Source organism: Pontixanthobacter luteolus, from assembly GCF_947494915.1.
Classification (GTDB): domain Bacteria; phylum Pseudomonadota; class Alphaproteobacteria; order Sphingomonadales; family Sphingomonadaceae; genus Pontixanthobacter; species Pontixanthobacter luteolus.
In genome coordinates, this window is record NZ_CANLWR010000001.1 from 696,123 (window position 1) to 719,907 (window position 23,785).

Consider the following 23,785-nt stretch of genomic DNA (forward strand, 5'->3'; position numbering starts at 1 on the left):
GATACAGCCCGCAATCACTGCGACTTCCAAATCTCAGAACGGGTTGTTCGGATCAGGAGTGGTCACTGCCTCGGTGTTCGCATCGTCATCATATGCAACCTCGTCATCGCGGTCGATTGCGATTTTCATGAACGCAGGGCGCGCGGGATAGGGGCACTCGCGCGCTTCACCCAGACCTTTCAGAAACCCGCGGCGGATTGCGCCGGCAAGGATTGCTTCCTGAAAATCGCGCTGCCGATCGGCTGCCCCGGACACCTCGCGGATAATGCCGCGAAACGGGATGAGCGAGCCGACCGCGCTTTTTGCGACCTTGCCGACCGTCAGATCGCGGCGGTCATCGATGGCAATATCGAGATCGTCGCCCAGCACCCGGTCGAGCCGGGTCACTTCGTCCCTGATGGCATCGCAGTCGATCAGCTTCTCGCTCGCGTAAGGCGCGATCACAGCGTCTTTCAGAGCCTCCGGAACCTCGTCCTTCATCAGGTTGAGATCCTGGATTGGCGTTGTTGCAACGTCGCGCACATCAGGACTGCGGCCGGTTACGACCTCGTCCTGATCCTGCGCGGCAGCAGGCGCGGCAAGGAACGAGCTGGCGAGCAATGCTGCCGCCAGCCCGCGCTTAACTGAGTTCGACAATCCGGTCACACTGTGTGTCATCTGCGCTCTTAAGTCCTAACTGTAGTGCCTGCATCCGTTGCTGGCTGGTTCCGTGAGTGAATGCCTCTGGATTGACCCGTTGGCCTGAATTGCGTTGCAGCGTATCGTCGCCAATGGCGCTCGCCGCTTTCAGCCCTTCTTCCATATCACCCGGTTCGATCAGGTTGCGGTTCTTGCCCGCCCATACGCCAGCATAACAGTCGGCCTGCAGTTCCATCAACACCTGAAGCTGGTTTGCATCGCGCGGATTGCGCTGCTGCAAACTGCGGATCTGGGCGGAAACGCCGGTCAGCGTCTGGATGTGATGCCCGTATTCATGGGCAATCACGTAATAGCGGGCGAAATCGCCTCGAGCGCCAAGCTGCCTGTCCATCGTGTCGTAGAACCGCGTGTCGATATAGATGCCCTGATCGGCAGGGCAGTAAAACGGGCCCATGCCGCTGCTGGCAGCGCCGCAGCCGCTGGTGAAGCGGTCCGACGTGGCAAACCGCAGCATCGGCTGCTGAAACGGCACGCCTGCCTGTTGGAACACTGGCTGCCAGGTGGAATTGAGCGAGCTCAGCGCGTTGCATGTTTCCATCGAATACTGGTTCGAGGTGCAGATTTCCTCTGCCGACTGGCCGGAGCCTTGCTGTTCGATCTGGCCGGTCTGGTCCGCGCCGCCGAGTGCGCCGATCGTCTGCATCGGGTCCACCCCGAAAACCAGCGCTGCGATGATTGCGATCACGATCGTACCGCAGCCGACCTTTCCGCCGCCGCCGCCGGGAAAGCGGCTGCCGCCGGTGGTGCCGACATTGATGTTGTTCGTGTCGAAGCGATTAAGACGCATTGAATTCCCCTCAAGTCGGCATCCGGTGCCGATAGTGCTGGACAGCCGCGGTGCTGGCCGCAAATGTCCGTTCGAACTTATTGTCCCTATTTACAGAACCCGCGGAGTTTTCAAATGTTCCTTTCCGGCAAACGTGCGCTGATTACTGGTTCAACCTCTGGCATCGGTCTGGCCATTGCCCGTGCATTTGCCGCCGAGGGTGCAGAGGTCGTCCTCAATGGCTTTGGCGATGCAGATGAGATTGCGAAACTTTGCGATGAACTGGGCGCCTCGCATGTCGGGGCGGACCTGCTGACGGCGGAGGGCTGCGCGGAATTGATGGAGAAGGCTGGCCCGGTCGATATCCTGGTAAACAATGCCGGGATGCAGCATGTTTCGCCGGTCGATGAATTTCCGGTCGACAAATGGAACGCGATCATCGCGCTGAACCTGACTGCCGCATTCCACACCTCGCGGCTGGCTGTGCCGCACATGAAGCAAAAGGGCTGGGGCCGGATCATCAACACTGCCAGTGCGCATTCGAAAACCGCATCGCCTTTCAAAAGCGCCTACAACGCGTCGAAGCACGGGATCGACGGGTTTACCAAAACGATCGCGCTGGAACTGGCGCAGACGGGCGTCACCGCGAATTGCATCAGTCCCGGTTATGTCTGGACCCCGCTGATCGAAGGGCAGATTCCCGATACGATGAAGGCGCGCGGATTGAGCCGGGACGAAGTCATCAATGACGTCCTGCTGGCGAAGCAGCCGACCAAGAAATTCGTTCAGCCTTCGGAAATCGGAGCGCTGGCAGTGTTCCTGTGCCGGGAAGAAGCCGGAAATGTTACCGGTGCGAACTGGAGCATCGATGGCGGCTGGACCGCTGAATAGGGGCGATACGAGAGCATAAATGGGGGCGATATTCCGTCTGGTTGCCGGCATGGCTGCGCTGTCCGCATTGTCGGGCTGTGTTGCCACGCGCACTGCCGGGCCGGATCCACTGGCGGCGGAAACTATCGAAGCCGATCTGCGCGATCATATCTCCATCCTCGCCAGCGATGAATTCGAAGGGCGCAAGCCCGGCACGGAAGGGGAGCGCAAGACGCTGCGCTATCTGGCCGAAGCGTGGCAGGCGGCCGGTCTCGTTTCTGCAACCAATGATCCGGCACATCCGTGGTTCGCCCCGGTCGACCTGGATTTGCGAGCGCCTGAAAGCAGCTCTGCCAGATTTTCGCGCAGGGGCAGATATCTCGCCTATCCCGAAAGCCGCCTGAAACTATTTACCGCCGCTCGCCGCGCCTTGATCGAAGATGCGCCCGTGCTGTTCGTCGGCCCGCTTGGCGGATCGCTGGAACAACCCGAGTTGACCGGTCGCGTTGCCGTGCTGTTTGCCGAAAACGATGCCCGTGCCGGCCAGCGTGAAGCGTTGGTGGCAAACGGGGCCGCTGCGGTGCTCACCATCTTCACTGACAACGCCCAGTTCGAAAACGAAGCGTTGGCGCGGGCCAATGGCGGGTTCCGGCTGACCGGCGAAAGCGACGGCGCGGTAGTCGATGGCATCATGGCGATGGACGCGGCAGAGGCGCTGTTTGGCGGTGAACGGGTCGCGGCGCTGCTGGAGCAGGCGAGAAGGGCGGATTTTCGCCCGATGCCGCTCGACCTCAAGGCTACATTGGAGGCGCGCTCCACACCCGGCACGGTCCGGACGCATAATCTGATTGCCAAATTGCCGGGTTCGGACCCCACGGCTGGGGCAGTAATGCTGCTGGCCCACTGGGATCATTTCGGGACCTGCGGCGATGAAAGCAGCACTGACCGCGTGTGCAACGGCGCGGTCGACAATGCCAGCGGTCTCGCGGTTCTGACCGAGCTGGCCAGACGGCTGGCAAAAGGCGTGCGGATGGACCGTGATGTGTATTTTGTCGCCACGACGGCAGAGGAATGGGGCCTGCTTGGCGCGCGCGCTTTCACCCGCGATCCGCCGCTGCCGCTCGAATCGATTGTTGCTGCATTCAATATCGACACCATTGCCCTCGCTCCCGCCGGAGGGCCGGTGGCGATTGTCGGGCAAAATCTGACTACGCTCGACAGGGAAGTGGAAGGTGTCATCAACAGTGCCGGACGCAAGGTCGAACAGCGCGACTATGCCGCGCGCTTTGTCCGGCGGCAGGATGGCTGGGCGCTGTTGCAAAGCGATGTGCCCACGTTGATGATATCCAGCGCGTTTGCGCGGCCCGACCTGATGCAACGCTATACGGCAGAACGGTATCACCGCGCCAATGATGAAATCGGCGCGCTGGAGCTTGGCGGAGCAGCGGAGGATGTCCTGCTGCATATGGCTCTGGTGCGTCATTTCGCGTCGAAGGTATCGCACCCCTGAGTAGAGGCGGGCGCCGGGTCCAGAGTGCAGCTTTGATGAAACAGCTGCCCCGGAATAGGCACGAAGGCGGATAATTCGCTCGCCCCCTCTAGCGAGTGTCACAATCCATCGTTACATGGACCGCCACTAAAACGCTCCCGGCGATTCCCGGGACACAGCGCGAATGGTTCGCGCAACAGATTTGAAAGTGGCGATTATGGATATCCCCCTCGGCCTGACATTCGACGACGTTTTATTGCGTCCGGCCGAAAGCGACATTCTGCCCAGCATGGCAGACACCAGCACAATGCTGACCCGCGAAATCGGTTTGAACATTCCGATCCTGTCGGCGGCGATGGACACGGTGACAGAGGCGGACATGGCGATCGTCATGGCGCAGCTGGGCGGCATTGGCGTGCTGCACCGCAATCTTGAAATTGACGAACAGGCTGCGGCAGTGCGGGCGGTAAAACGCTATGAAAGCGGCATGGTGGTCAACCCGATCACGATTACGCCTGAGGCGACGCTGGGCGATGCGCAGGCGATCATGACGCAGCACAACATCAGCGGCATCCCGGTTGCAGACCGCGACGGCAAGCTGGTGGGCATCCTGACCAATCGCGATGTGCGGTTTGCGGAAAATCCGCAGCAGCCGGTTCGCGAACTGATGACGACCGAAAATCTGGCGACCGTCCCGCTCGGCACCGGCGAAGAAGCGGCGCGGCGCCTGCTGCACCAGCGCCGGATCGAGAAACTGATCGTCGTTGACGAGGCGTATCACTGCATTGGCCTGATCACGGTCAAGGATATCGAAAAAGCGGTCAACTATCCCGATGCAACCAAGGATGCAGCTGGCCGCTTGCGCGTTGCCGCAGCCACCACGGTTGGCGACAAGGGTTTCGAACGGACAAGGGCGCTGATTGAAGCGGAATGTGATGTCGTGATCATCGACACTGCGCACGGCCACAACAAGGACGTGGCGCGGGCGGTCGAGCGGGCGAAGAAAATTTCCAGCTCGGTCCAGATCATCGCCGGTAATGTTGCCACGGCAGAAGCGACCCGTTCGCTAATTGATGCTGGCGCGGATGCGGTGAAGGTCGGGATCGGTCCCGGGTCGATCTGCACAACCCGCGTCGTCGCCGGTGTCGGCGTGCCGCAGCTGACCGCGATCATGGAAAGCGCGGAAGAAGCCGCGAAGTCGGGCGTCCCGATTATCGCCGATGGCGGTCTGCGGACCTCTGGCGATGCGGCCAAGGCGGTTGCCGCGGGTGCATCGACCGTGATGATCGGTTCCATGCTGGCAGGCACGGCAGAGGCACCTGGTGAAACGTTCCTGTATCAGGGCCGCAGCTACAAGAGCTATCGCGGAATGGGCAGTGTCGGCGCAATGGCGCGCGGCAGTGCCGACCGGTATTTCCAGGCCGACGTGTCCGCGCTCAAACTGGTTCCGGAAGGGATCGAAGGTCAGGTGCCTTACAAGGGACCGGCAAGAGACGTGGTTCACCAGCTTGTCGGCGGGATCAAGGCTGCCATGGGCTACACCGGTTCGGCGACGATCCCTGACCTGCGCGAACGGGCCAAATTCGTCCGCATCACGGGTGCCGGGCTGAGTGAAAGCCACGTCCATGACGTTGCAATCACCCGCGAAGCACCGAATTACCCGACACGGTAAGGCAGCTGCATGATCGAACTTATTCCCCTTATGGTCCTGATCCTGGGCTGGCACCCGGACAGACCCGGGGAAATCGATCTCCAGCGTCCTGAAATTCTTTTTGAAACAGCCGCCGAATGCGAAAGCGCGGCAGGAAAAATGGTGCACCAGATGAACGAACGCGCAGCCAGTCAAAGCGGTGCCCGATACGAATTCAGATGCCTGCCGGCGCCCCGCGCTGACGAGTTTGAGGAATTGTTCCGCAGCCAGCCAGAGCGCGGAGAATGACGCCCGCTGCACGCGTCCAGTCAGCGATTGGTATTCTCGACAATGTCATCGATGCAGCCCAGAACCGCGGCGCTCCGGCTGACCGGATCATTGCGGAATGGGCCCGCGGCAATCGTTACGCCGGTTCGAAGGACCGCCGGGCGATCCGCGAACTGGTTTATGGCGCGATCAGGGCATGCGGCCCGGTTCCGCTTAGCGGGCGCACGGCCATGCTGCGCCTTGCTGAACTCCAGCCGGAAATAGCCGAATTGTTCGACGGGTCGAATTACGGCCCGCCTGCAATCGGCGAGGGTGAGGGAGCTGCCACTGGCGGCGCCGCGCCCCCATGGGTCGTGCGGCACCTCGCCAAATCCGACATCGCCGGGCCCGAAGCGGAGGGGCTGCTTGGGCGCGCTCCACTCGACATCCGGATAAACACGCTGAAAGCCGCCCGCGATACGATCGAATTGCCAGAGGGCGGTGAGCCGCTGCTTGCCCCGAACGCCCTGCGTTACGAATCCGGCACGCAGGTGGAACAATGGGATGCCTACCGCGACGGAAAGGTGGAAGTTCAGGATCACGGCAGCCAATGGGCCTGCACCGCTGTGCGCGCTCAGCCGGGCCAGACCGTGATCGATCTGTGTGCCGGGGCAGGGGGCAAGACACTGTCGCTTGCTGCGTCGATGGAAAACACAGGCACGCTGATCGCCAGCGATACAGACCGTGGCCGCCTCTCGCGCCTTGCCCCTCGCGCTGAAAAAGCCGGGGCAGGGATGATCCAGTCGGTCCTGCTCAATCCGGGCAAGGAACTGGAAGCACTCAGCGAATTTCAGGGCAAGGCGGATACCGTGCTTGTCGATGCACCGTGTTCCGGCACTGGCACCTGGCGCCGCAATCCGGAGGCGCGCTGGCGGCTGGGCAAGGCCGAATTGCTACGGTTTGCAGAGATCCAGTCGCGGCTGCTTTCGATCGCCGCGCAGCTGGTGAAGCCAGGCGGGCGGATTGTCTACGTGACCTGTTCGCTGCTTGATGAAGAAGGCAAGGACCGCATCGCGGCATTCCTCGCTGCAAATCCTGGATGGAGCGCAGACAAGCTGGAATTGCCGATTGGGCGTGCCCACGGTGAGGGAACCCGGCTCACTCCGTATCACGACGGTACGGACGGATTTTTCATCGCTAGCCTGACTTCTCCATGTTAACTTGATGAGCCATGGCAGACACCGAAACACGCGAATCGCCTGCCTTTAAGGAGTTACTGATGCGCTTTGGACCAGCCGCACTTTCACTTTCGCTCGCTCTCGGCCTTACCGCCAGCATCGGGCAGGCAGACGACCGTGCACCCAATCCGCGCGCGGCAATGTTGATTTCTGAAGGAAAGTCTGCGCTGGCAGCCGGTCAGCCGCAAAAGGCGATCGACGCGTTCGAGGCTGCCCTTGCTGTCGATCCGGCACACACGCCGATTTACCTCGATCTGGCAGAGGCCGCCCGCCGCGAAGGGCTGCAGGGCAAGGCGATCCGATATTACCGCGATGCGCTGAAACGCGACCCTGAAAACCTCGCCGCCATTTCGGGCGAGGGCGAGGCTCTGGTCGAAAAGGGCGCAATCGAAAAAGCCCGGCTCAACCTGTCAAAGCTGAAATCGCTGTGCGGCAATGGCTGCGAGGAAGCGGAAGAGCTTGCCACGGCGATCTCGCGCGGGCCGCAGCCTCAGGTCTTACGGGCAGAGGCGGTCATGCCCGACGCGCAGGTTACGCAAAACTAAATGAGGCTCAGGAGCGCAGGCCGCTGATCGGCCCGTGCTTGCCTCGCTGGCTGCCTGCTGTGCGCCTTACCTGTCAGATCAGGTCGCGAAATTCGTCCAGCACGGTCCGGTATACATACCGTTTGAACGGTACGATGACGTCCGGAAGCAAATCCGGTTCCAGCCATTTCCATTGTGCGAATTCGGGCGGATCGTGCGCCTCCAGATCGATATCGGCGTCGCTGCCGGAGAACCGCGCGAGGAACCACACCTGTTCCTGTCCGCGATACCGGCCCTTCCACAGCTTGCCGATCAGATCATCCGGCAAATCATAGCGGATCGGTTCACGTGTTTTCTTAAGCAAGGTTACCATGCTGCCGGAAACGCCGGTTTCCTCTGCCAGCTCGCGCAATGCCGCCTGCTCCAGGTCTTCCCCCGGATCGACCCCGCCCTGAGGCATTTGCCAGAACCCGGAGGTGTGATCCGTTCCGTGCCGGCTGTCGAGCCGTTCTGCCACGAACACCATGCCGCTGGCATTGACCAGCATCACCCCAACGCAGGGGCGATAAGCTGTCGGCAGGGAAGTCAGGTCATTCATGAATAATGGCGCTCCATCATGTTTTTCATAGCTGCGATCAGATCGTGAGTGTCTTTCTGCGCGCTGGGTATCGCCTTGCGAAGATTGGTGAAACCGTGAATGTTGCCGTGAAATTCCAGATAGGTAACATCTGTGCCCAAGCCAATAAGCTTGGCCGCATATTTGCGGCCTGAATCGCGCAGCGGATCAAGGCCCGCAGTGCACAGCACGGTTGGTACGCGGGCCGGGCTTTCTTCCAGCATCGGGAAATTGCGGACATCGTCCTCCGCGCCGCGATATTGCTCGTGGAACCACGCCATTGTCGATGCGGTCAGCAGAAATCCTTCAGCGAAATCGGCGTGGCTCTGATCACTGGTGACTTCGCTTGCCACAGGATAGATCGGCACCTGCATCACCACTGGAACATCTGCCGGATTGGCCGCCAGCGCATTGGCGGTCACAATTGTCAGGTTCCCGCCGGCACTGTCGCCCATCGGGATCAGGCCGGTTGGTTTGCGGCCCAGTTCGTCAGGCCCGCTGGCCACCCAGCGCGTTGCTGCTTCGCAATCGTCCGGCGCGGCGGGGAAGGGTGCCTCCGGTGCTAGTCGGTAATCCACCGCGACCACGGGTAAATCCATCTCCGCTGCGATTTCGGTGCACAGGGCGTGATGCGATTCAAGATTGCCGATCACGAACCCGCCGCCGTGATAGAACATGATGACCGGGCCGGGCTCCCTGTTTTCGCGGGCATCATATAGCCGCAGCGGAATGTCGCCTGCCGGACCGGGGCAGGTAAGGTCCTTGATAACGGCAAGATCGCGCGGATCGGCTTCCACCAGCGCGCCCATCGCGATGTATCCCGCGCGGCCTTCGTCCAGCGGAACCTGTTCCATCGGCGGCCCACCCATTTGTTCCAGCATCACCAGAAGCGCTTTGACATCATCGCGCACGAATGGTTCGGTGCCGCTCATTATCTTTCTCCCGATTTGTATCTGGTTGCAGGGTCTAACGCTGATGCAGAGTTTTTCCACTCGACTTTTTGCCAATCTAGGAGAAAAACTTCATTGCGGGAGCAGGTTCCGGAGCATAGGTGCCCCACAGCCTATACGGGCCTGACGAAATAAGGCGCGCAGATAACGCGCACGAAAAGGAATATTGATGGCTACTCAAGCCGCGGAAAACCCCACCACAGCACCCGATGCGGTCGTCGTACGTTTCGCCGGAGATTCCGGTGACGGGATGCAGCTGACCGGCGGGCAATTCACGCTTTCTACCGCGCTGGCTGGTAACGATCTGGCGACCTTCCCCGATTTCCCGGCGGAAATCCGTGCGCCGCAGGGCACGCTGTTTGGTGTGTCGGCGTTCCAGATCAATTTCGGCAGCCGCGAAATCAACACCGCCGGCGATGCCCCCGATGTTCTGGTTGCCATGAACCCGGCGGCGCTGAAGGTGAATATCGCCGCGCTCAAGCCAGGCGGGCTGGTGATCATCGACACGGGCGAATTTACCAAGCGTAATCTCGACAAGGCGAAATACGATGTCTCGCCGCTGGACGACGGCAGTCTTGCCAAATGGGACGTTCTGGCATTCGACATTTCTGCACTCACGATCGAGGCGGTCAAACCGTTCGGTCTGGGCAACAAGGATGCGCTGCGGTCCAAAAACATGTGGACCCTTGGCCTTGCGCTGTGGATGTTTGACCGCGACCGCGGCCCGATCGAAGATTGGCTGAAGGCGAAGTTCAAGAACAAGCCTGAAATTGCCGACGCCAATATTGCCGCGCTGAATGCGGGCCATGCTTACGGCGAAACCGCCGAGCTTTCGGGCCCTCTGCACAAGGTGCACATCGATCCGGTCAAGAGCGAGCCGGGCCTCTACCGGACCATCACCGGCGCGGAAGCGATTTCGCTGGGTCTGGTGGCAGGTGCGCAGCTGGCTGAGTTGCCGATGTTCTTTGGCGGCTATCCGATCACCCCGGCCAGCGCGATTCTGCATCATCTTGCGCGGCTGAAGGAATTCGGTGTCACCACCTTCCAGGCGGAAGATGAAATCGCCGCTATCTGCGCCTCTATCGGTGCAAGTTATGCCGGCCAGCTGGGTGTTACCAGTTCGTCCGGTCCGGGCATTGCGCTCAAGACGGAGGCTATGGGCCTTGCGATCATGACCGAATTGCCGCTGGTCATCGTCAACAGCCAGCGCGGCGGCCCGTCCACCGGCCTGCCGACCAAGACCGAGCAGAGCGACCTGTATCAGGCCGTATATGGCCGCAACGGCGATGCGCCGATGCCGGTCGTGTCCTGCCGCAGTCCCGGCGATGCGTTCGAATGCGCTATCGAGGCGTGCCGTATCGCGGTCGAGTACATGACCCCGGTCATGCTGCTGACCGATGGCTACATCGCAAACGCGGCAGAGCCGTGGAAAGTCCCCGATCCTGCGGGTTATGAGCCGTTCCCGGCCAAATTCCTGACAGAGAAGAACGGCGAGGAGCTGCTGCCATACAAGCGCGACGGCAAGGGTGCACGCCCGTGGATCAAGCCGGGCACGCCCGATCTGATGCACCGCATCGGCGGGATCGAGAAAGCGGTAGATACCGGCCACATCGATTACGCGCCGGACAACCATCAGGCGATGACCGATGCCCGCGTTGCCAAGGTGCTGGGCGTGAAAGTGCCGGATCAGGAAATCGATCTGGGCGAAGCGGGCGGCAAGCTGGCCGTGGTCGGCTGGGGTTCGACCTATGGTCCGATCCATCAGGCCGTAAACCGCGCACGGCGAAAGGGCCTCGACGTCAGCCAGATCCATGTTCGCCACATCTGGCCGTTGCCGGGTAATCTGGGCGAACTGCTGAAGAGTTATGACCACGTGCTGGTGCCGGAAATGAACACCGGCCAGTTCAAGACTGTGCTGCGCGATCAGTATCTGGTCGATGCGCAGCCGCTGACCAAGACCAGCGGCCAGCCTTTCGCAATTGCCGAACTGGAAGACGCCATCGGCAAATATTTCGACGATATTCCCGGAAATCAAGGCGGAGAGGTTGCGGTCAATGAAGCCCAGCTTCCCAGCCCGGAGTTGGACGCATGAACGCACCCGTAAAGATCGAGACCACGCTGAAGGATTGGGAAACGGATCAGGAAGTCCGCTGGTGCCCCGGATGCGGTGACTATGCCATCCTGAAGGCGGTGCAGCGCACTTTGCCTCAGCTTGGCGCGGACCCGTCGAACACCGTGTTTATCAGCGGCATCGGCTGCTCCAGCCGGTTCCCTTATTATATGGAGACATACGGCTTCCACACGATCCACGGCCGCGCACCAGCGATCGCAACGGGTGTGAAGCTGGCTAATCCGGATCTCGATATCTGGCTGGTGACAGGCGACGGCGATGGTCTGTCCATCGGCGGTAATCACATGATGCATGTCCTGCGCCGCAACGTGAACATGCAGATCATGCTGTTCAACAACGAGATTTACGGTCTGACCAAGGGGCAGGCATCGCCGACCAGCCGCGAAGGGACCAAGAGCCCCTCGACTCCGATCGGTTCGTATGACCGCCCGGCCAATCCGTGCGCCTTCGCCCTTGGCAGCGGCGCCCGTTTCGTCGGCCGTGGGTTCGATGTTTCGAAAAATCTGCCCGATGTTCTGAAGGCAGCGCACGCCCACCAGGGCGCGGCATTTATCGAGATTTTCCAGAACTGTATCGTCTATAACAAAGACGTGTTCGAAGATTTCGCTGCGCCCAAGGGTGCAGGCGACCGGCAGCTGTGGCTGACCCACGGCGAACCGATGCTGTTCGGCGATCCGAAGACCGGTTTCGACAAGGGTATCGCGCTCGACCGTGACAAGATGGCGCTAACCGTGGTCGATGTCGCGGATGGCGAATGGGAAGCTGCAGGCGTGTTGGTGCACGATGCAACCAATCGTCCGATGGCGCATCTGCTGGTCGAAATGCCGTTCGGCCCGTTCCCGATGGCGCTGGGCGTGATCTATGACGATCCTGCGCCGACCTTTGAAGCAGCCGTAATCGAAGAACGCTCGCGTGCATCTGCTGGCAAGGAAGCGAACCTCGCCAAATTGCTGGGCAAGGGCCAGACGTGGACTGTCGATCCGAGCGAGGGCCACCCGACCGATTGATCGGGTGTGATCGTTGGATAATCTAACCCACTCGCTGGTCGGGGCCTTGCTGGGGCAGGCCGGGCTGAAACGCAAAACCGGGCTGGCGATGCCCGCGCTGATTATCGGCGCGAACCTGCCCGATGTGGATGCCGCGTGCTTCTTCTGGCTGGAGGGTGTGGAGCATCTCGGTTTTCGTCGCGGGATAACGCACGGGCCGCCCGCGCTGATCCTGCTGCCGCTGTTATTGGCGGGGCTGCTATGGGGTTTCGACCGCTGGCAGGCGAAGCGCGGAAAACGGCCCGAAAGCCGCCTGCCGGTGAATTTCAAATGGCTGTATCTGCTCAGCTTCATCGGATGTCTGACGCATCCGGCGCTCGACTGGCTCAATGTCTACGGCATCCGCCTGCTGGAGCCGTTCTCATCGCGTTGGTCCTACGGCGACACGCTGTTCATCATCGATGTATGGCTGTGGGCGCTGATGGGCGTTGCCACATGGTTCTCGCTGCGGCGGGAGAAGCGGAGTGGGGAGTGGAAACGTCCGGCGCGCCTCGCGATAGCCGCAGCGCTAATTTACATCGGGCTGAACGGCGCATTTTCCAACATCGCCTGGCGCGGTTCGCATTCCCATTATGCATTCGGCGCGGATGCCGAAGTGATCGTTAGCCCGCTGCCCATCGCTTTCTGGCAGCGCGAAGTGATCGTGCGAAAACCCGAAGGGGTATGGCAGAGCGCAATATACACTTTCGCTCAGGGGACAACGCAGCTAAAACCCGTCTCGACCTCGGTCTGTGTGCCTGAGACTATCACGCGCAATTCGGAGATCGACGCTTTCCTGTTCTGGTCCCGTGCACCTTTCGCCGAACGAATTGAAGATGGCTCGGTCGTGTTGCGCGATGCCCGCTTTTACGACCCGCGCGCCCGGGACCGTTTCACCGCCGCTCTGCCCGATGTGAAATGTGAGGAACTTCCTGCGCGCTAGACGGGTTCTGGTCGCATGACCAAACCGCAAATCGTGTGGCTTCGCCGCGACCTTCGTTTTTCCGATCAACCGGCACTGTTCGCTGCGGCTCAGGCCGGGCCGGTCATCCCGGTGTATGTGCTGGACGATGAAGCGGCGGGCGACCACGCCTATGGCGGCGCATCGCGTTGGTGGCTGCATCATTCGCTGGAAAGCCTGTCCAGAAGCTTTGGCGCGCGCAATTCGCGCGTTGTCTTGCGGCGCGGCGATGCGGTGGAACAACTCGTCAGGATCGCCGAAAAAACCGGCGCGGAAACCGTCCACGCCAATCGCCATTACGAACCCTGGTGGCGCAAGGCGCAAGGCAGACTGGCGGACAGGCTCGACCTGCAATTGCACGATGGATGCTACCTGTTCCCGGCTGGCCATGTGACGACCGGATCGGGCGACCCCTATAAAATCTACACCCCGTTCTCGAAGGCCATCCTGCAACAGATGCCGCCGCGCGATGACTTGCCGGAGCCGGAGACGCTGCATTCGCCTGATAAATGGCCTGACAGCGATGATCTGGCCGATTGGGGCCTGCTGCCGACTAGGCCCGACTGGTCGGGTGGTCTGGATGATTTTTGGACCGTGGGCGAAGATGCCGCGCATGAACGGCTGGAATGGTGGGACGATCACGTCGCCGATTACGACGAAGGCCGCAATCTGCCGTCGAAAGACGGATCATCGCGCCTGTCGCCGCATCTGCATTTCGGGGAAATCAGCCCGGTGCAGATATGGCACCGGTTCAAGGACAAACGCAGTCAGGGCTGGAAAACCTTCGAGAAGGAGCTGATCTGGCGCGATTATGCGCAAAACGTGATCTGCCAGTTTCCGGCCTATCCGAAGGAAAGCTACCGCGATGGCTATGACAGCGGGATATGGCGAAACCCCAATCGCGGACATCTGATCCAGGAAGATCTGGAGGCGTGGCAGCAGGGGCAAACCGGTTATCCCATCGTCGACGCCGGTATGCGGCAGCTGTGGCAAACCGGCTGGATGCACAACCGCGTGCGGATGATCACGGCGAGCTTTCTTGTGAAGCATCTGCTGATCGATTGGACCCACGGCGAACGCTGGTTCTGGGACTGTCTGGTCGATGCCGATTACGGATCCAACGGTGTGAACTGGCAATGGGTCAGCGGCACCGGCGTCGACAGCAATATGTTCGTCCGGATCATGGCGCCGCTCAGCCAGTCGGACAAATTCGATGCAGCGGGCTATATCCGTGAATACGTGCCTGAACTGGCAGATTTGCCCGATGCGAAAATCCACGATCCGGAAGAACATGGCTGCAAGCCCGAGAATTATCCTTCCAAGATAATCGGCCACAAGGAAGCCCGCGAAAGGGCGCTTTCCGCCTACCGCGAAATGAAGGGTGATTAGCGGGGGCGGCTCTTGCCCCTGCATCGGCAGCGCGGCATAGGGCGTGCATGACTTCGCAGGATATCGGAAGACCGCAGGGTATCGGCAGAGGGCGCGAGCTCATCAAAGGCGGTTCGCGTTTTGAACGCAAGCCGGGCCTGTTAAGCCGCCTGATCGCTCCCGGCTTTCACAAGATAATCGACCGGATTGATCGCGGGCTGGTGACAGGATCAATCACCGGCAAGCTGCCAGATGGCACCACCCGCGTACTTGGCGGACGTGCGCCGGGAATTGATGCGGAGATTACGCTGCATGATTGGCGGGCGCTGATACGGCTGGCCACGAACGGATCGATCGGCTGGTATCAGGGCTGGGAAGCCGGCGAATGGGAAAGCGCGGACCCCGTCGCAATTTTCGCGATTTTCAACCAGAATGCGGTGTCGCTGGGTGAAACCGGCCGCGCAAAGGGTCCGTTTCGCTGGGCAGCATCGTTCACCCACTGGCTGAACCGGAACAGCAAGGAAGGTTCGCAGCGCAACATCCATGCGCATTACGACCTCGGCAATGATTTCTACGCCGAATGGCTGGACCCGACGATGAGCTATTCCTCGGCAATCTTCGCCGCAGATGGCGATCTGGAGGCGGCACAGCGGCACAAATGGGATGCGCTTTCCGCGCGGCTTGGCAATCCGGAAACGCTGCTGGAAATCGGGTGCGGCTGGGGTGCGCTGGCCGATCATTTCGCCGTTCAGGGCGCGGACGTAACCGCGATCAGCCTGTCGGACGAACAGCTTGCATGGGCGCGCAAGCATCAGAATTCGGCGATTGAATTTCGCAAGCAGGATTACCGCGATACCGCTGAGCAGGTCGATGCGATTGTCAGCGTTGAGATGGTGGAGGCGGTGGGCCGCGAATACTGGCCCAGTTTCTTCGACTGTATCGCGCGCAATCTGAAACCGGGCGGCAGGGCGGCGATCCAGTACATCACGATGAACGATGAACTGTTCGATGCCTACGCCGCCAGCGCCGATTTCATTCAGGCCTATATTTTCCCCGGCGGGCTGCTGATCCGCAACAGCGAGTTTCAGCGGCTCGCAAGCGAGCGCGGCCTCGAATGGCGCGATCAGAAAGATTTCGGTCTGGATTACGCTGAAACGCTGAAAATCTGGCGCGAACGTTTCGACCTTGCAGCCAGGGAAGGTCGCTTGCCCGCCGGGTTTGACGAACGGTTCACACGGCTGTGGCGGTACTATCTGATGTACTGCGAAGGGGGCTTTCGCGGTGGCGGCATCGATGTGAGCCAGGTTACGCTGATAAAGAAATAAGCCGGCTTTGGGGAGGAACAGGCAATGAAGAAATGGATTATCGGGCTGCTGGCGGTGCTGGCAATCGGCGCTGGGGGCTTCTGGCTTTCGCTCGACAAGGATACGCGCAGCGTTCTGGCAAACATGCCGACCGACAGGAATGTCCTGTTCTGGTCGGTCGATGAACGCGATGCCGCATTCCGTGCGCTGGATGCGATACCGGTGTTGTCAGAAGCCAGAGTGATCGAGGCCGGCGACACAGTCTATCCGCTGCCCAAAGGCGATCCGATCGATCTCGATTTCGATGTCGATGCCTATATGGAAAACCAGCGCACGTCCGGCCTCGTCATTATTCATGACGGCAAGGTGGTGATGGAAAAATATGGTCTGGATTTCGGGCCCGAAGGCAAATGGACCAGTTTCTCCGTCGCCAAGAGCCTGACCTCGACGATGGTTGGTGCAGCGGTGAAAGATGGTGCGATCAAGAGCCTGGACGACAAGGTCAGTGCCTACATCAAGGGCCTGGAAGGATCGGCATATGACGACGTGACCATCCGTCAGCTGCTTACCATGACATCCGGTGTGCGATGGAACGAAGACTATACCGATCCGAAATCGGACGTGGCCCTGTTCAATGAACACAAGGCTGAAGACGGTCTCGATGCTACGGTCAGCTATATGCGCAAGCTGCCGCGCGAGGCACCGGCGGGCGAGAAATGGGTCTACAAGACCGGAGAGACCAATCTGATCGGAGTTCTCGTCAGCGAAGCCACGGGTAAACCGCTGGCCGAATATCTGTCCGAGAAGGTCTGGAAGCCGTTCGGGATGGAACAGGATGCGACCTGGCTTCTGGGATCAACGGGCCATGAAATCAGCGGCTGCTGCATTCAGGCATCGACTCGCGATTTCGGGCGATTCGGTCTGTTCATCCTCGGCGGCGCGATTGCGGATGGCAATAGAGTCGTGCCCGATGACTGGCTGCCAGCGGCGACAACCAAGCAGGCTGATATCGGCGCGCCGGGCCGTGGCTACGGCTATCAATGGTGGACCAATGATGACGGCTCGTTCGCGGCGCAGGGCATCTTCGGCCAGGGCATCTTCATTGATCCTGCCCGCAAACTCGTGATTGCATCGAACAGCAACTGGCCCACGGCGACCGATTACGACGGTGTCGGGGCAGAACGTGAGCGGTTTTACAAGGCGGTTCAGCAGGCGCTGACCCCTGCGCCCGAACCGATTGCCGCAAATTGAGCTGAAAACATGAGAAGCGAGCCGCCCGGGTGACCGGCTCGCTTCCGTGTTCCGCACCTTGGGCAAAGCTGCGGACGTTTGATTGTGTTTGCTTACAGCGTGCTGCGATACACCGTGGACGGGCTGTAACGCTGCAGGATGTTATCGTGCACGATCGGGCTGAGCAGTTCCATGAATGCGCAGCCGACGATCGAATTGTCCCACCAAACGACCTCTGCCTGAAGCGATTCGAGGCCGGGGAGGGATATCCAGCACACCTGACCCGGATGCATCCTGCTGATTGCTGCGGCTGAAAAACCGGAAATCGACAGATCGTGGACCACGGTTTGAAACGCGCGCCCCCCTGATGCACGCAGCTGTGCCGGGATGATCATCTTGGTGCGCGGCGCGCAGCGATCTTCCTGCGCTGCCATTTCGTAGCTGTCGTGGCTCTCTACCAACATTCGGGTACCCTTGCGACTTGAGGACTTGTTCAAACCTTACCGGCGGATCTCCGGTCAGGCTTTGCACAAAGTGGCTTAAGCTGGTTACGCGCAGGTTATGCAGAAAGGTTAAGAGGGATTTACCACCCGTTCGCGGTGGCGGGTTGCGAAATCATCGAGCAGCATCTGCACAATGCGGTCGCCGACCACGGTCGGTGACTTGACCGTTTTCGGGTCTTCGCCGGGATATGCCTTGGCCCGCATTCCGGTGCGAGTCGCGCCCGGATCGACGATCGCGACGCGCACATTGCCGATTTTCTCGACTTCCTGGGCATAGCTGTCGAGCAGCGATTCGAAGGCTGCCTTGGTCGAGCCATAGGCCGCCCAATATGCCCGCGCATCCGACCCGACACTGCTGGTCAGGCCGATAACGCGACCGGCATCGGCACGTTTCAGCATCGGATCGAAACTGGCCAGCAAAGCCTGCGTTGCCAGCACGTTGACCGTAATGGCCTGGCTAAACTGTTTCTGATCGATCTGTGTAACCGGTGTGAGCGTCGGCAGGTAAGCTGCCGAAATCACGAGGAAGTCCAGCTTGTCCCACCGCCCTGAAATGGCAGAGGCCAACCGGACGATCCCGTCAGCTTCGGTCAGGTCGACCGGCGCAATCGTCGAACTGCCGCCAAGATCGTGAATCTCGTCCTCGACCGCTTCGAGCGCTTTTACATCGCGCCCGGTCAGGATTACGTGCGCGCCAGCCTTTGCCAGCGCCTTTGCCGCTTCTGCACCGATCCCGCGGCTGGAGCCGGTGACCAGCGCCAACTTGCCTTCGAATGGCTTGCCAGATGTCATACCGAAACCTTGTCGAAGCTCAGCTGCGCATCTTCCTGATCGCGTGCGTTCAGATCGGTCAGCGGGGTCGGGTAATCGCCGGTGAAACAGGCATCGCAATATTGCGGGCAAGCTGAATTGCGCGGTTTTTCCCCGACAGCGCGGTACAGCCCATCAATGGAAACGAATGCCAGGCTGTCTGCCTTGATGAAGCTGCGCATGGGTTCAACATCCATGCGCGCGGCCAGCAATTTTGAACGTTCCGGCGTATCGACGCCGTAGAAGCAGCTGTGCGCCGTTGGCGGGCTGGCGACGCGGAAATGCACTTCGCTGGCGCCGGCATCGCGCATCATCTCGACGATCTTCATCGAGGTGGTGCCGCGCACGATCGAATCGTCGATCAGGACGATCCGCTTGCCTTCAACGAGGCCGCGATTGGCATTGTGCTTGCGCCTGACGCCGGAATGGCGGGCACCGTCGGATGGCTGAATGAATGTGCGCCCGACATAGTGCGAGCGGATGATGCCGAGTTCAAACGGTATGCCCGATTGCTGAGCATATCCGATTGCCGCCGGAACGCCGCTGTCTGGTACCGGTACCACCAGATCGACGTCGCAAGGGCTTTCGATCGCGAGCTGTTCGCCAATCGCCTTGCGAGCCGAATAGACCGAACGGCCATCGAAAATGGAATCGGGCCGGCTGAAATACACGTGTTCAAAGATGCAGGGGCGGGCCGGGTGATCGCCAAACGGGCGGATCGACTTGATTTCCCCGTCGAAATCGACGTGAATCATCTCGCCCGGTTCGACCTGACGAACAAATTCCGCGCCGGTCACATCAAACGCGACGCTTTCGCTGGCGAACAGGATGGTATCGCCCATCTTGCCCATAACCAGCGGCCTGATGCCCAGCGGATCGCGGCACGCGATCATCCCCTCGGGGGTCATCACGATCAGCGAATATGCACCTTCGACAAGGCGCAGCGCGTCAATCAGGCGCTCAATCATCGAGGGATAGCGGCTGGTCGCCACCAGGTGGATGATCACTTCGGTGTCGGAGGTCGACTGGAAAATAGCGCCGCGGCGGACCAGATCGTCGCGCAGTGTCTGCGCGTTGGAAATGTTGCCGTTATGGGCAACGGCAAAACCGCCACTGGCCAGATCCGCATAAAGCGGCTGGATATTGCGCAGGCCCGATCCGCCGGTCGTGGAATAACGCACGTGACCTGCGGCCATGAAGCCGGGAAGCTGTGACAGCGCCTCTGCGGTCGAGAAATTCTCCGCCACATGGCCAATGCCGCGCACGGTGAAGAAGCTGTTGCCGTCGAAGCTGGAAATCCCGGCGGCTTCCTGTCCGCGGTGCTGCAAGGCATGGAGGCCAAGCGCGGTGACTGTCGAGGCGTCTGACGCGTTGATTGCGCCGAAAACGCCGCACTCCTCGCGAAGTTTGTCGCCGTCGTCGTCCAGAAACGGGTGAGTAAGGTTCATTTGGTGACCGCCCGATGCGTGTTCGAAACATGCGCCGAGTATCGCGCATCACGGGGCGCTCAATGGCGATGTTACGGGCTGATTACAAGGCCCGAATACACCGGCTCTGTTGACCTGAACCTGTGAAGTCCCGGTTTAATGAAGGGATTTCATTGCAGCGACAGGAAAGCCACCCTAAACATCCGCGCAACGATCAACGGGAAAAGCTCAGCACCTTGCTCCTCTCACCATTCGAATGGACTATCACGCGGCGCTATATGATGCCGGGCAAAGGGGAAGGCTTTATTGCCCTCGTCGCCGGTATCAGCGTGGGCGTGGTCATGCTCAGCGTCGCATTGCTGGTTGTGGTGATGAGCGTGATGAACGGTTTCAGAGGCGAATTGCTCGACCGTTTTGTCAGCCTGAACGGCCATGCGATCATCCAGGCCTACGGCGGGCGGCTGCAGGACTGGGAAGAAATCCTGGAAGAGGTTCGCGATACGCCCGGCGTTGTCAGTGCATCCCCGCTGATCGAGCAGCCTCTGCTGATGACATTCAACGGTCGGGTGGAAGCGGTGAATGTGCGCGGCAATACGCAGCAGGATATCGCGAAGCTGGGTGAAAATCTGGTGCAGGGCAATCTGTCGGCAATTACACCCGAATCCGGCAAGGTCGCGATCGGTTCGCGCCTCGCAATGAATTTGGGCGCGCGAATTGGTGATACGGTGACTGTGCTCAATCCGCAGGGTAGGGCAACCCCGTTCGGGACAGTGCCCCGCCAGGTCGGTTATGAAGTTGCTGCGTTGATCGAAACCGGGGTTTACGATTTCGATCAGGTATTCGTGATCATGCCGATCAAGGATGCGCAGACATTGCTGCTGACCGGCGATTCCATCGGTCTGATCGAAGTCGAAACCACGGATGCGGAGGATGTTGGGCGTATTCTTGCCCCGCTGGAGCCGAGGCTGCAGGGACGGGCGGTCATCAATGACTGGCGTACAATCAATTCAAGCATTTTCGAAGCGCTTGAGGTGGAACGGGTCGCAATGTTCTTCGCGCTGTCGATGATTGTCGTGGTGGCGGCGTTCAATATCCTTTCCTCGCTCGTCATGCTGGTGCGCGCCAAGACACGCGATATCGCGATCCTGCGAACCATGGGCGCGACGCGCCGCAATATCCTGAAGATATTTGTCACGACCGGCACGGTTATCGGGGCATTCGGCACGCTTAGCGGCCTGGCCCTTGGCTTTTTGATCCTGTATTTCAGGCAGGGTATTTCGGGCGGCATACAGGCGATGACCGGCGCCACACTGTGGGACCCATCTGTCAGGTTCCTCACCGAATTGCCCGCGCGGGTCGATCCCGCCGAAGTGATCGGGATCTGCCTGCTGGCAATGGGCCTAAGTTTCCTCGCGACGCTGTATCCGGCGCTGAAGGCATCCGGCACTGATCCCGTACAGGTGCTTCGTTATGAGTAACTCGGTCGTGAAACTTACCGGCCTGACACGGTCCTTTGAACAGGGCGGTGTGCGGATCGATGTTCTGCGCGGGGTCGATCTGACCATTGAGCCGGGCGAGATCGTTGCGCTGCTCGGCCCGTCTGGATCAGGCAAGTCGACAATGCTGCAGGCAGTCGGGCTGCTCGAAGGCGGTTTTGGCGGCAAGATCGAAATTGCGGGTATCGATGCCAGCGCTCTGCCGTCAGATGGCCGGACAGAAGTTCGCCGCAATCATCTGGGCTTCGTTTACCAGTTCCATCACTTGCTGCCCGATTTCAGCGCGGAGGAGAACGTAATCCTGCCGCAGCTGGTCCTCGGCAAACCTCAGGCGGAATGCGAGACGCGGGCACGCGAATTGCTGACCGCACTGGGTCTTGGCCACCGGCTCGACCACCGGCCCAGCCAGCTATCAGGCGGGGAACAGCAGCGTGTCGCGGTTGCGCGCGCGCTGGCCAACAGCCCGCAGCTGGTGCTGGCAGATGAACCCACTGGCAATCTGGACGAAGCGACCGCCGACAAGGTGTTCGATGAATTTCTCGCGCTGGTTCGCGGGCAGGGCAGTGCAGCAATTGTCGCCACGCATAACGAGCGGCTTGCTGGCCGAATGGACCGCGTTTTGCGCCTGCACGACGGAAAATTGGAATAGCCGGACCTGAACAGGGTTTTGTTCGTTGGTCTGATGAAGGAGTATTTCCATGACAGACCATCCATCCACTTACCGCGCCGACCCTGAAAACGTCGGCAAAATCGACTGGGACGACCGCGCATCTTTGCACCTTAAAGATGACGGTGACGGTGTGCTCGACAGCATGAAGCGCCTGCGTAGCGGGACGTTTGCAGAATTGATCTCGCAAGTGATGGCCATGCCGGCGGAAGATCGTGAAAAATACGTGATCGAAAAGGCAGGCGACCGTGAATTCAGTGCCGGCGAGATTGAAGGGCTGTCAAAGCGGGATGACTTTCCCGCCTGACCGCAGCCTGTCGGCGCAGTTCAAGCGTTGGTAGTTTCCCGCTTGCCCGTTCCGCTAGGTCGTGGACTGAGAGGGGCAGGAGGGGAATGCCATGATTACATCGATACTCACCGCCGTTCTGCTGCAGTCAGCGCCGCCCGCTACGAATACAAACCCGCCATCTCCGCCGCCGCCCTGCGCCAGCGAGGAACATGGCGGGTTCGATTTCTGGGTCGGAACCTGGGATGTCTATCCGACCGGCTCTGACAGCATGGTCGGGCAAAGCCGAATAGAGCGCACGCATAATGGCTGCGCCGTGATAGAAAACTGGATGCCAGCCAACGGGCGCACAGGATCGAGCCTGAACCACTACGATCCGGCGTCCGGACAATGGCATCAGAAATGGGTCGGTTCGGGCGGCGGCGCTGTTGAATTCACTGGCGGTGTTACCGGCGGCAAGATGGTGCTGACAGGAAACTGGCCAAGCCCGCAAACGCCGCATCAATTGATCCGCATGACATATACTGCCAATGACGACGGCAGCGTGCGGCAGTTTGGTGAAGGATCGACCGATCACGGGCTGACCTGGTCGGCCAGTTTCGACTTTATTTACAGGCCCCGACAGCGGGGCGGACAGGAAATATCCGAATGACAAAAATTGGCGATTTTCAGGTCAAGAAGTCCGACGGCAGCGACCTCGACCTTTCCGACAAGCAGGGCAAGGTTCTGCTCGTGGTCAACACCGCAAGCAAATGCGGGTTCACCCCTCAGTATGACGGGCTTGAGGAACTCCACAAGAAATACGCTGATCAGGGTTTCGAAGTGCTCGGGTTCCCGTGCAACCAGTTCGGCGGTCAGGAACCGGGCAATGCCGAGGAAATCGACCAGTTTTGCAAGGTCAATTTCGGAGTAACTTTCCCTCTGATGCAAAAGGTCGAGGTTAACGGTGACAAAGCCAGTCCGCTATTCGACTGGATGAAATCGGAAGCGCCCGGGTTAATGGGCAGCAAGACCATCAAATGGAATTTCACGAAGTTCCTGATCGACCGCGAGGGCAATGTCGTCCGCCGTTATGCGCCGCAAGACGCGCCGGCAAAAATCGATAAGGATATCGCCAAGCTCCTGTAACCTTTCAATCGGCTGGCCCGTATTACCGGGCAAATTGCAGGAGGGCTCATGCTCGTCGCTATCAATCAGTGGTTTCTTTCTCTTGGCGCCGAATACGGCGTGAATCCGTATATTTTCGGCGCGATCTACGTTGGCGCGATTCCGTTCTTCCTCCTTTCGATTGCGTGGCTGATCCGCCGCGCAAAGGCGCATCGCTCAACCGTCGTTCCCACGCTATGCGCGGGCTTCTGTTTCGTGTCTGCATATCTCTATCTGGCGATTGCAGGGCGCAATATCCCCGTATGGGTATGGATATTCCTTGCCGCGCTGGTGGTGTACGGCGCGTGGTCGACGATCCGCGACACGCGCAAGAAAATCGCTGCTGCAAAATCCGAGGCTGGCTGACCGAATTCTGGCTGCC

Annotated in this window: 25 protein-coding genes; 18 read left to right on the plus strand and 7 right to left on the minus strand. The window is 60.1% G+C overall.

The window, feature by feature from the left end:
• Window positions 1–33: 33 nt before the first annotated feature.
• Both PO778_RS03355 and ypfJ read right to left on the minus strand, forming a co-directional pair.
• Window positions 34–657 (minus strand): hypothetical protein, encoded by a 624-nt coding sequence (locus PO778_RS03355; protein WP_271438600.1) that lies wholly within the window; start codon window positions 655–657, stop codon window positions 34–36.
• Entirely contained in the window at window positions 620–1,486 is an 867-nt protein-coding gene (gene ypfJ / locus PO778_RS03360) for a KPN_02809 family neutral zinc metallopeptidase (RefSeq protein WP_160729677.1), read from the minus strand. The genes PO778_RS03355 and ypfJ overlap by 38 nt, the downstream gene beginning before the upstream one ends.
• A gap of 114 nt (window positions 1,487–1,600) precedes the next feature.
• On the opposite strand from ypfJ, the gene PO778_RS03365 reads away from it, so the two are divergent.
• The 6 genes from PO778_RS03365 (at window position 1,601) to PO778_RS03390 (ending at window position 7,504) form a co-directional block, all read left to right on the plus strand.
• The gene (locus PO778_RS03365; RefSeq protein ID WP_271438601.1) at window positions 1,601–2,356 is read left to right on the plus strand and encodes a 3-hydroxybutyrate dehydrogenase; all 756 of its coding nucleotides are present in this window, start codon (window positions 1,601–1,603) and stop codon (window positions 2,354–2,356) included.
• A gap of 19 nt (window positions 2,357–2,375) precedes the next feature.
• Window positions 2,376–3,845 (plus strand): M28 family metallopeptidase, encoded by a 1,470-nt coding sequence (locus tag PO778_RS03370; protein ID WP_271438602.1) that lies wholly within the window; start codon window positions 2,376–2,378, stop codon window positions 3,843–3,845.
• A 196-nt stretch (window positions 3,846–4,041) separates the two neighbouring features.
• A complete protein-coding gene (gene guaB, locus PO778_RS03375) occupies window positions 4,042–5,496 on the plus strand; it encodes an IMP dehydrogenase (RefSeq protein WP_271438603.1) in 1,455 nt (484 codons plus the stop codon).
• Between the two features lie 9 nt (window positions 5,497–5,505).
• Window positions 5,506–5,763: a hypothetical protein gene (locus tag PO778_RS03380; RefSeq protein WP_160729681.1), complete on the plus strand. Its 258-nt coding sequence runs from the start codon at window positions 5,506–5,508 to the stop codon at window positions 5,761–5,763.
• Complete coding sequence (locus PO778_RS03385) at window positions 5,760–6,941, plus strand: RsmB/NOP family class I SAM-dependent RNA methyltransferase (protein WP_271438604.1); 1,182 nt, start codon at window positions 5,760–5,762, stop codon at window positions 6,939–6,941. The genes PO778_RS03380 and PO778_RS03385 overlap by 4 nt, the downstream gene beginning before the upstream one ends.
• A 59-nt stretch (window positions 6,942–7,000) precedes the next feature.
• The gene (locus PO778_RS03390) at window positions 7,001–7,504 is read left to right on the plus strand and encodes a tetratricopeptide repeat protein (protein ID WP_271438605.1); all 504 of its coding nucleotides are present in this window, start codon (window positions 7,001–7,003) and stop codon (window positions 7,502–7,504) included.
• Window positions 7,505–7,577: 73 nt separating this feature from the next.
• Here PO778_RS03390 and PO778_RS03395 read toward each other — a convergent pair whose 3' ends face one another.
• A complete protein-coding gene (locus PO778_RS03395) occupies window positions 7,578–8,081 on the minus strand; it encodes an RNA pyrophosphohydrolase (protein ID WP_271438606.1) in 504 nt (167 codons plus the stop codon).
• Window positions 8,078–9,031 carry an alpha/beta hydrolase gene (locus PO778_RS03400; RefSeq protein WP_271438607.1) on the minus strand — a complete coding sequence of 318 codons (954 nt, stop codon included), beginning with the start codon at window positions 9,029–9,031 and terminating at the stop codon, window positions 8,078–8,080. Before PO778_RS03400 ends, PO778_RS03395 begins: the two co-directional genes overlap by 4 nt.
• Window positions 9,032–9,218: 187 nt before the next feature.
• Here PO778_RS03400 and PO778_RS03405 point away from each other — a divergent pair, with 187 nt between their 5' ends.
• From PO778_RS03405 to PO778_RS03430, 6 genes are read left to right on the plus strand one after another with little or no spacing between them, the layout of a single operon-like run.
• On the plus strand, window positions 9,219–11,141 hold the full coding sequence (locus tag PO778_RS03405; protein WP_271438608.1) for a 2-oxoacid:acceptor oxidoreductase subunit alpha: 1,923 nt from the start codon (window positions 9,219–9,221) through the stop codon (window positions 11,139–11,141).
• The gene (locus tag PO778_RS03410; protein ID WP_271438609.1) at window positions 11,138–12,187 is read left to right on the plus strand and encodes a 2-oxoacid:ferredoxin oxidoreductase subunit beta; all 1,050 of its coding nucleotides are present in this window, start codon (window positions 11,138–11,140) and stop codon (window positions 12,185–12,187) included. Before PO778_RS03405 ends, PO778_RS03410 begins: the two co-directional genes overlap by 4 nt.
• 13 nt (window positions 12,188–12,200) lie before the next feature.
• Window positions 12,201–13,148, plus strand: coding sequence for a metal-dependent hydrolase (locus PO778_RS03415; RefSeq protein ID WP_271438610.1), 948 nt, complete (start codon window positions 12,201–12,203; stop codon window positions 13,146–13,148).
• A 15-nt stretch (window positions 13,149–13,163) separates the two neighbouring features.
• Window positions 13,164–14,555 carry a cryptochrome/photolyase family protein gene (locus PO778_RS03420; protein ID WP_271438611.1) on the plus strand — a complete coding sequence of 464 codons (1,392 nt, stop codon included), beginning with the start codon at window positions 13,164–13,166 and terminating at the stop codon, window positions 14,553–14,555.
• A 47-nt stretch (window positions 14,556–14,602) separates the two neighbouring features.
• Window positions 14,603–15,859: an SAM-dependent methyltransferase gene (locus PO778_RS03425; RefSeq protein WP_271438612.1), complete on the plus strand. Its 1,257-nt coding sequence runs from the start codon at window positions 14,603–14,605 to the stop codon at window positions 15,857–15,859.
• 24 nt (window positions 15,860–15,883) lie between these two features.
• Window positions 15,884–17,089: a serine hydrolase domain-containing protein gene (locus PO778_RS03430; protein ID WP_271438613.1), complete on the plus strand. Its 1,206-nt coding sequence runs from the start codon at window positions 15,884–15,886 to the stop codon at window positions 17,087–17,089.
• 92 nt (window positions 17,090–17,181) lie between these two features.
• Here PO778_RS03430 and PO778_RS03435 read toward each other — a convergent pair whose 3' ends face one another.
• From PO778_RS03435 to purF, 3 genes are all read right to left on the minus strand, one after another.
• Entirely contained in the window at window positions 17,182–17,532 is a 351-nt protein-coding gene (locus PO778_RS03435) for a PilZ domain-containing protein (RefSeq protein ID WP_202391582.1), read from the minus strand.
• 108 nt (window positions 17,533–17,640) lie between these two features.
• A complete protein-coding gene (locus PO778_RS03440) occupies window positions 17,641–18,363 on the minus strand; it encodes an SDR family NAD(P)-dependent oxidoreductase (RefSeq protein WP_160729692.1) in 723 nt (240 codons plus the stop codon).
• The gene (purF, locus tag PO778_RS03445) at window positions 18,360–19,829 is read right to left on the minus strand and encodes an amidophosphoribosyltransferase (RefSeq protein ID WP_271438614.1); all 1,470 of its coding nucleotides are present in this window, start codon (window positions 19,827–19,829) and stop codon (window positions 18,360–18,362) included. Before purF ends, PO778_RS03440 begins: the two co-directional genes overlap by 4 nt.
• A gap of 215 nt (window positions 19,830–20,044) precedes the next feature.
• Between purF and PO778_RS03450 the strand changes: the two genes are divergently transcribed.
• The 6 genes from PO778_RS03450 to PO778_RS03475 all read left to right on the plus strand — a co-directional run bounded on the left by PO778_RS03450 (window position 20,045) and on the right by PO778_RS03475 (window position 23,769).
• Window positions 20,045–21,286, plus strand: coding sequence for a lipoprotein-releasing ABC transporter permease subunit (locus tag PO778_RS03450; protein WP_271439332.1), 1,242 nt, complete (start codon window positions 20,045–20,047; stop codon window positions 21,284–21,286).
• Complete coding sequence (locus tag PO778_RS03455; protein WP_160729694.1) at window positions 21,279–21,953, plus strand: ABC transporter ATP-binding protein; 675 nt, start codon at window positions 21,279–21,281, stop codon at window positions 21,951–21,953. The genes PO778_RS03450 and PO778_RS03455 overlap by 8 nt, the downstream gene beginning before the upstream one ends.
• Window positions 21,954–22,002: 49 nt before the next feature.
• Window positions 22,003–22,278, plus strand: a complete 276-nt coding sequence (locus PO778_RS03460) for a hypothetical protein (RefSeq protein WP_160729695.1) — start codon at window positions 22,003–22,005, stop codon at window positions 22,276–22,278.
• A gap of 91 nt (window positions 22,279–22,369) precedes the next feature.
• The gene (locus PO778_RS03465) at window positions 22,370–22,909 is read left to right on the plus strand and encodes a hypothetical protein (RefSeq protein ID WP_271438615.1); all 540 of its coding nucleotides are present in this window, start codon (window positions 22,370–22,372) and stop codon (window positions 22,907–22,909) included.
• A complete protein-coding gene (locus PO778_RS03470) occupies window positions 22,906–23,385 on the plus strand; it encodes a glutathione peroxidase (RefSeq protein ID WP_160729697.1) in 480 nt (159 codons plus the stop codon). Before PO778_RS03465 ends, PO778_RS03470 begins: the two co-directional genes overlap by 4 nt.
• A 48-nt stretch (window positions 23,386–23,433) precedes the next feature.
• Window positions 23,434–23,769, plus strand: coding sequence for a hypothetical protein (locus PO778_RS03475; protein ID WP_160729698.1), 336 nt, complete (start codon window positions 23,434–23,436; stop codon window positions 23,767–23,769).
• Window positions 23,770–23,785: the final 16 nt, after the last annotated feature.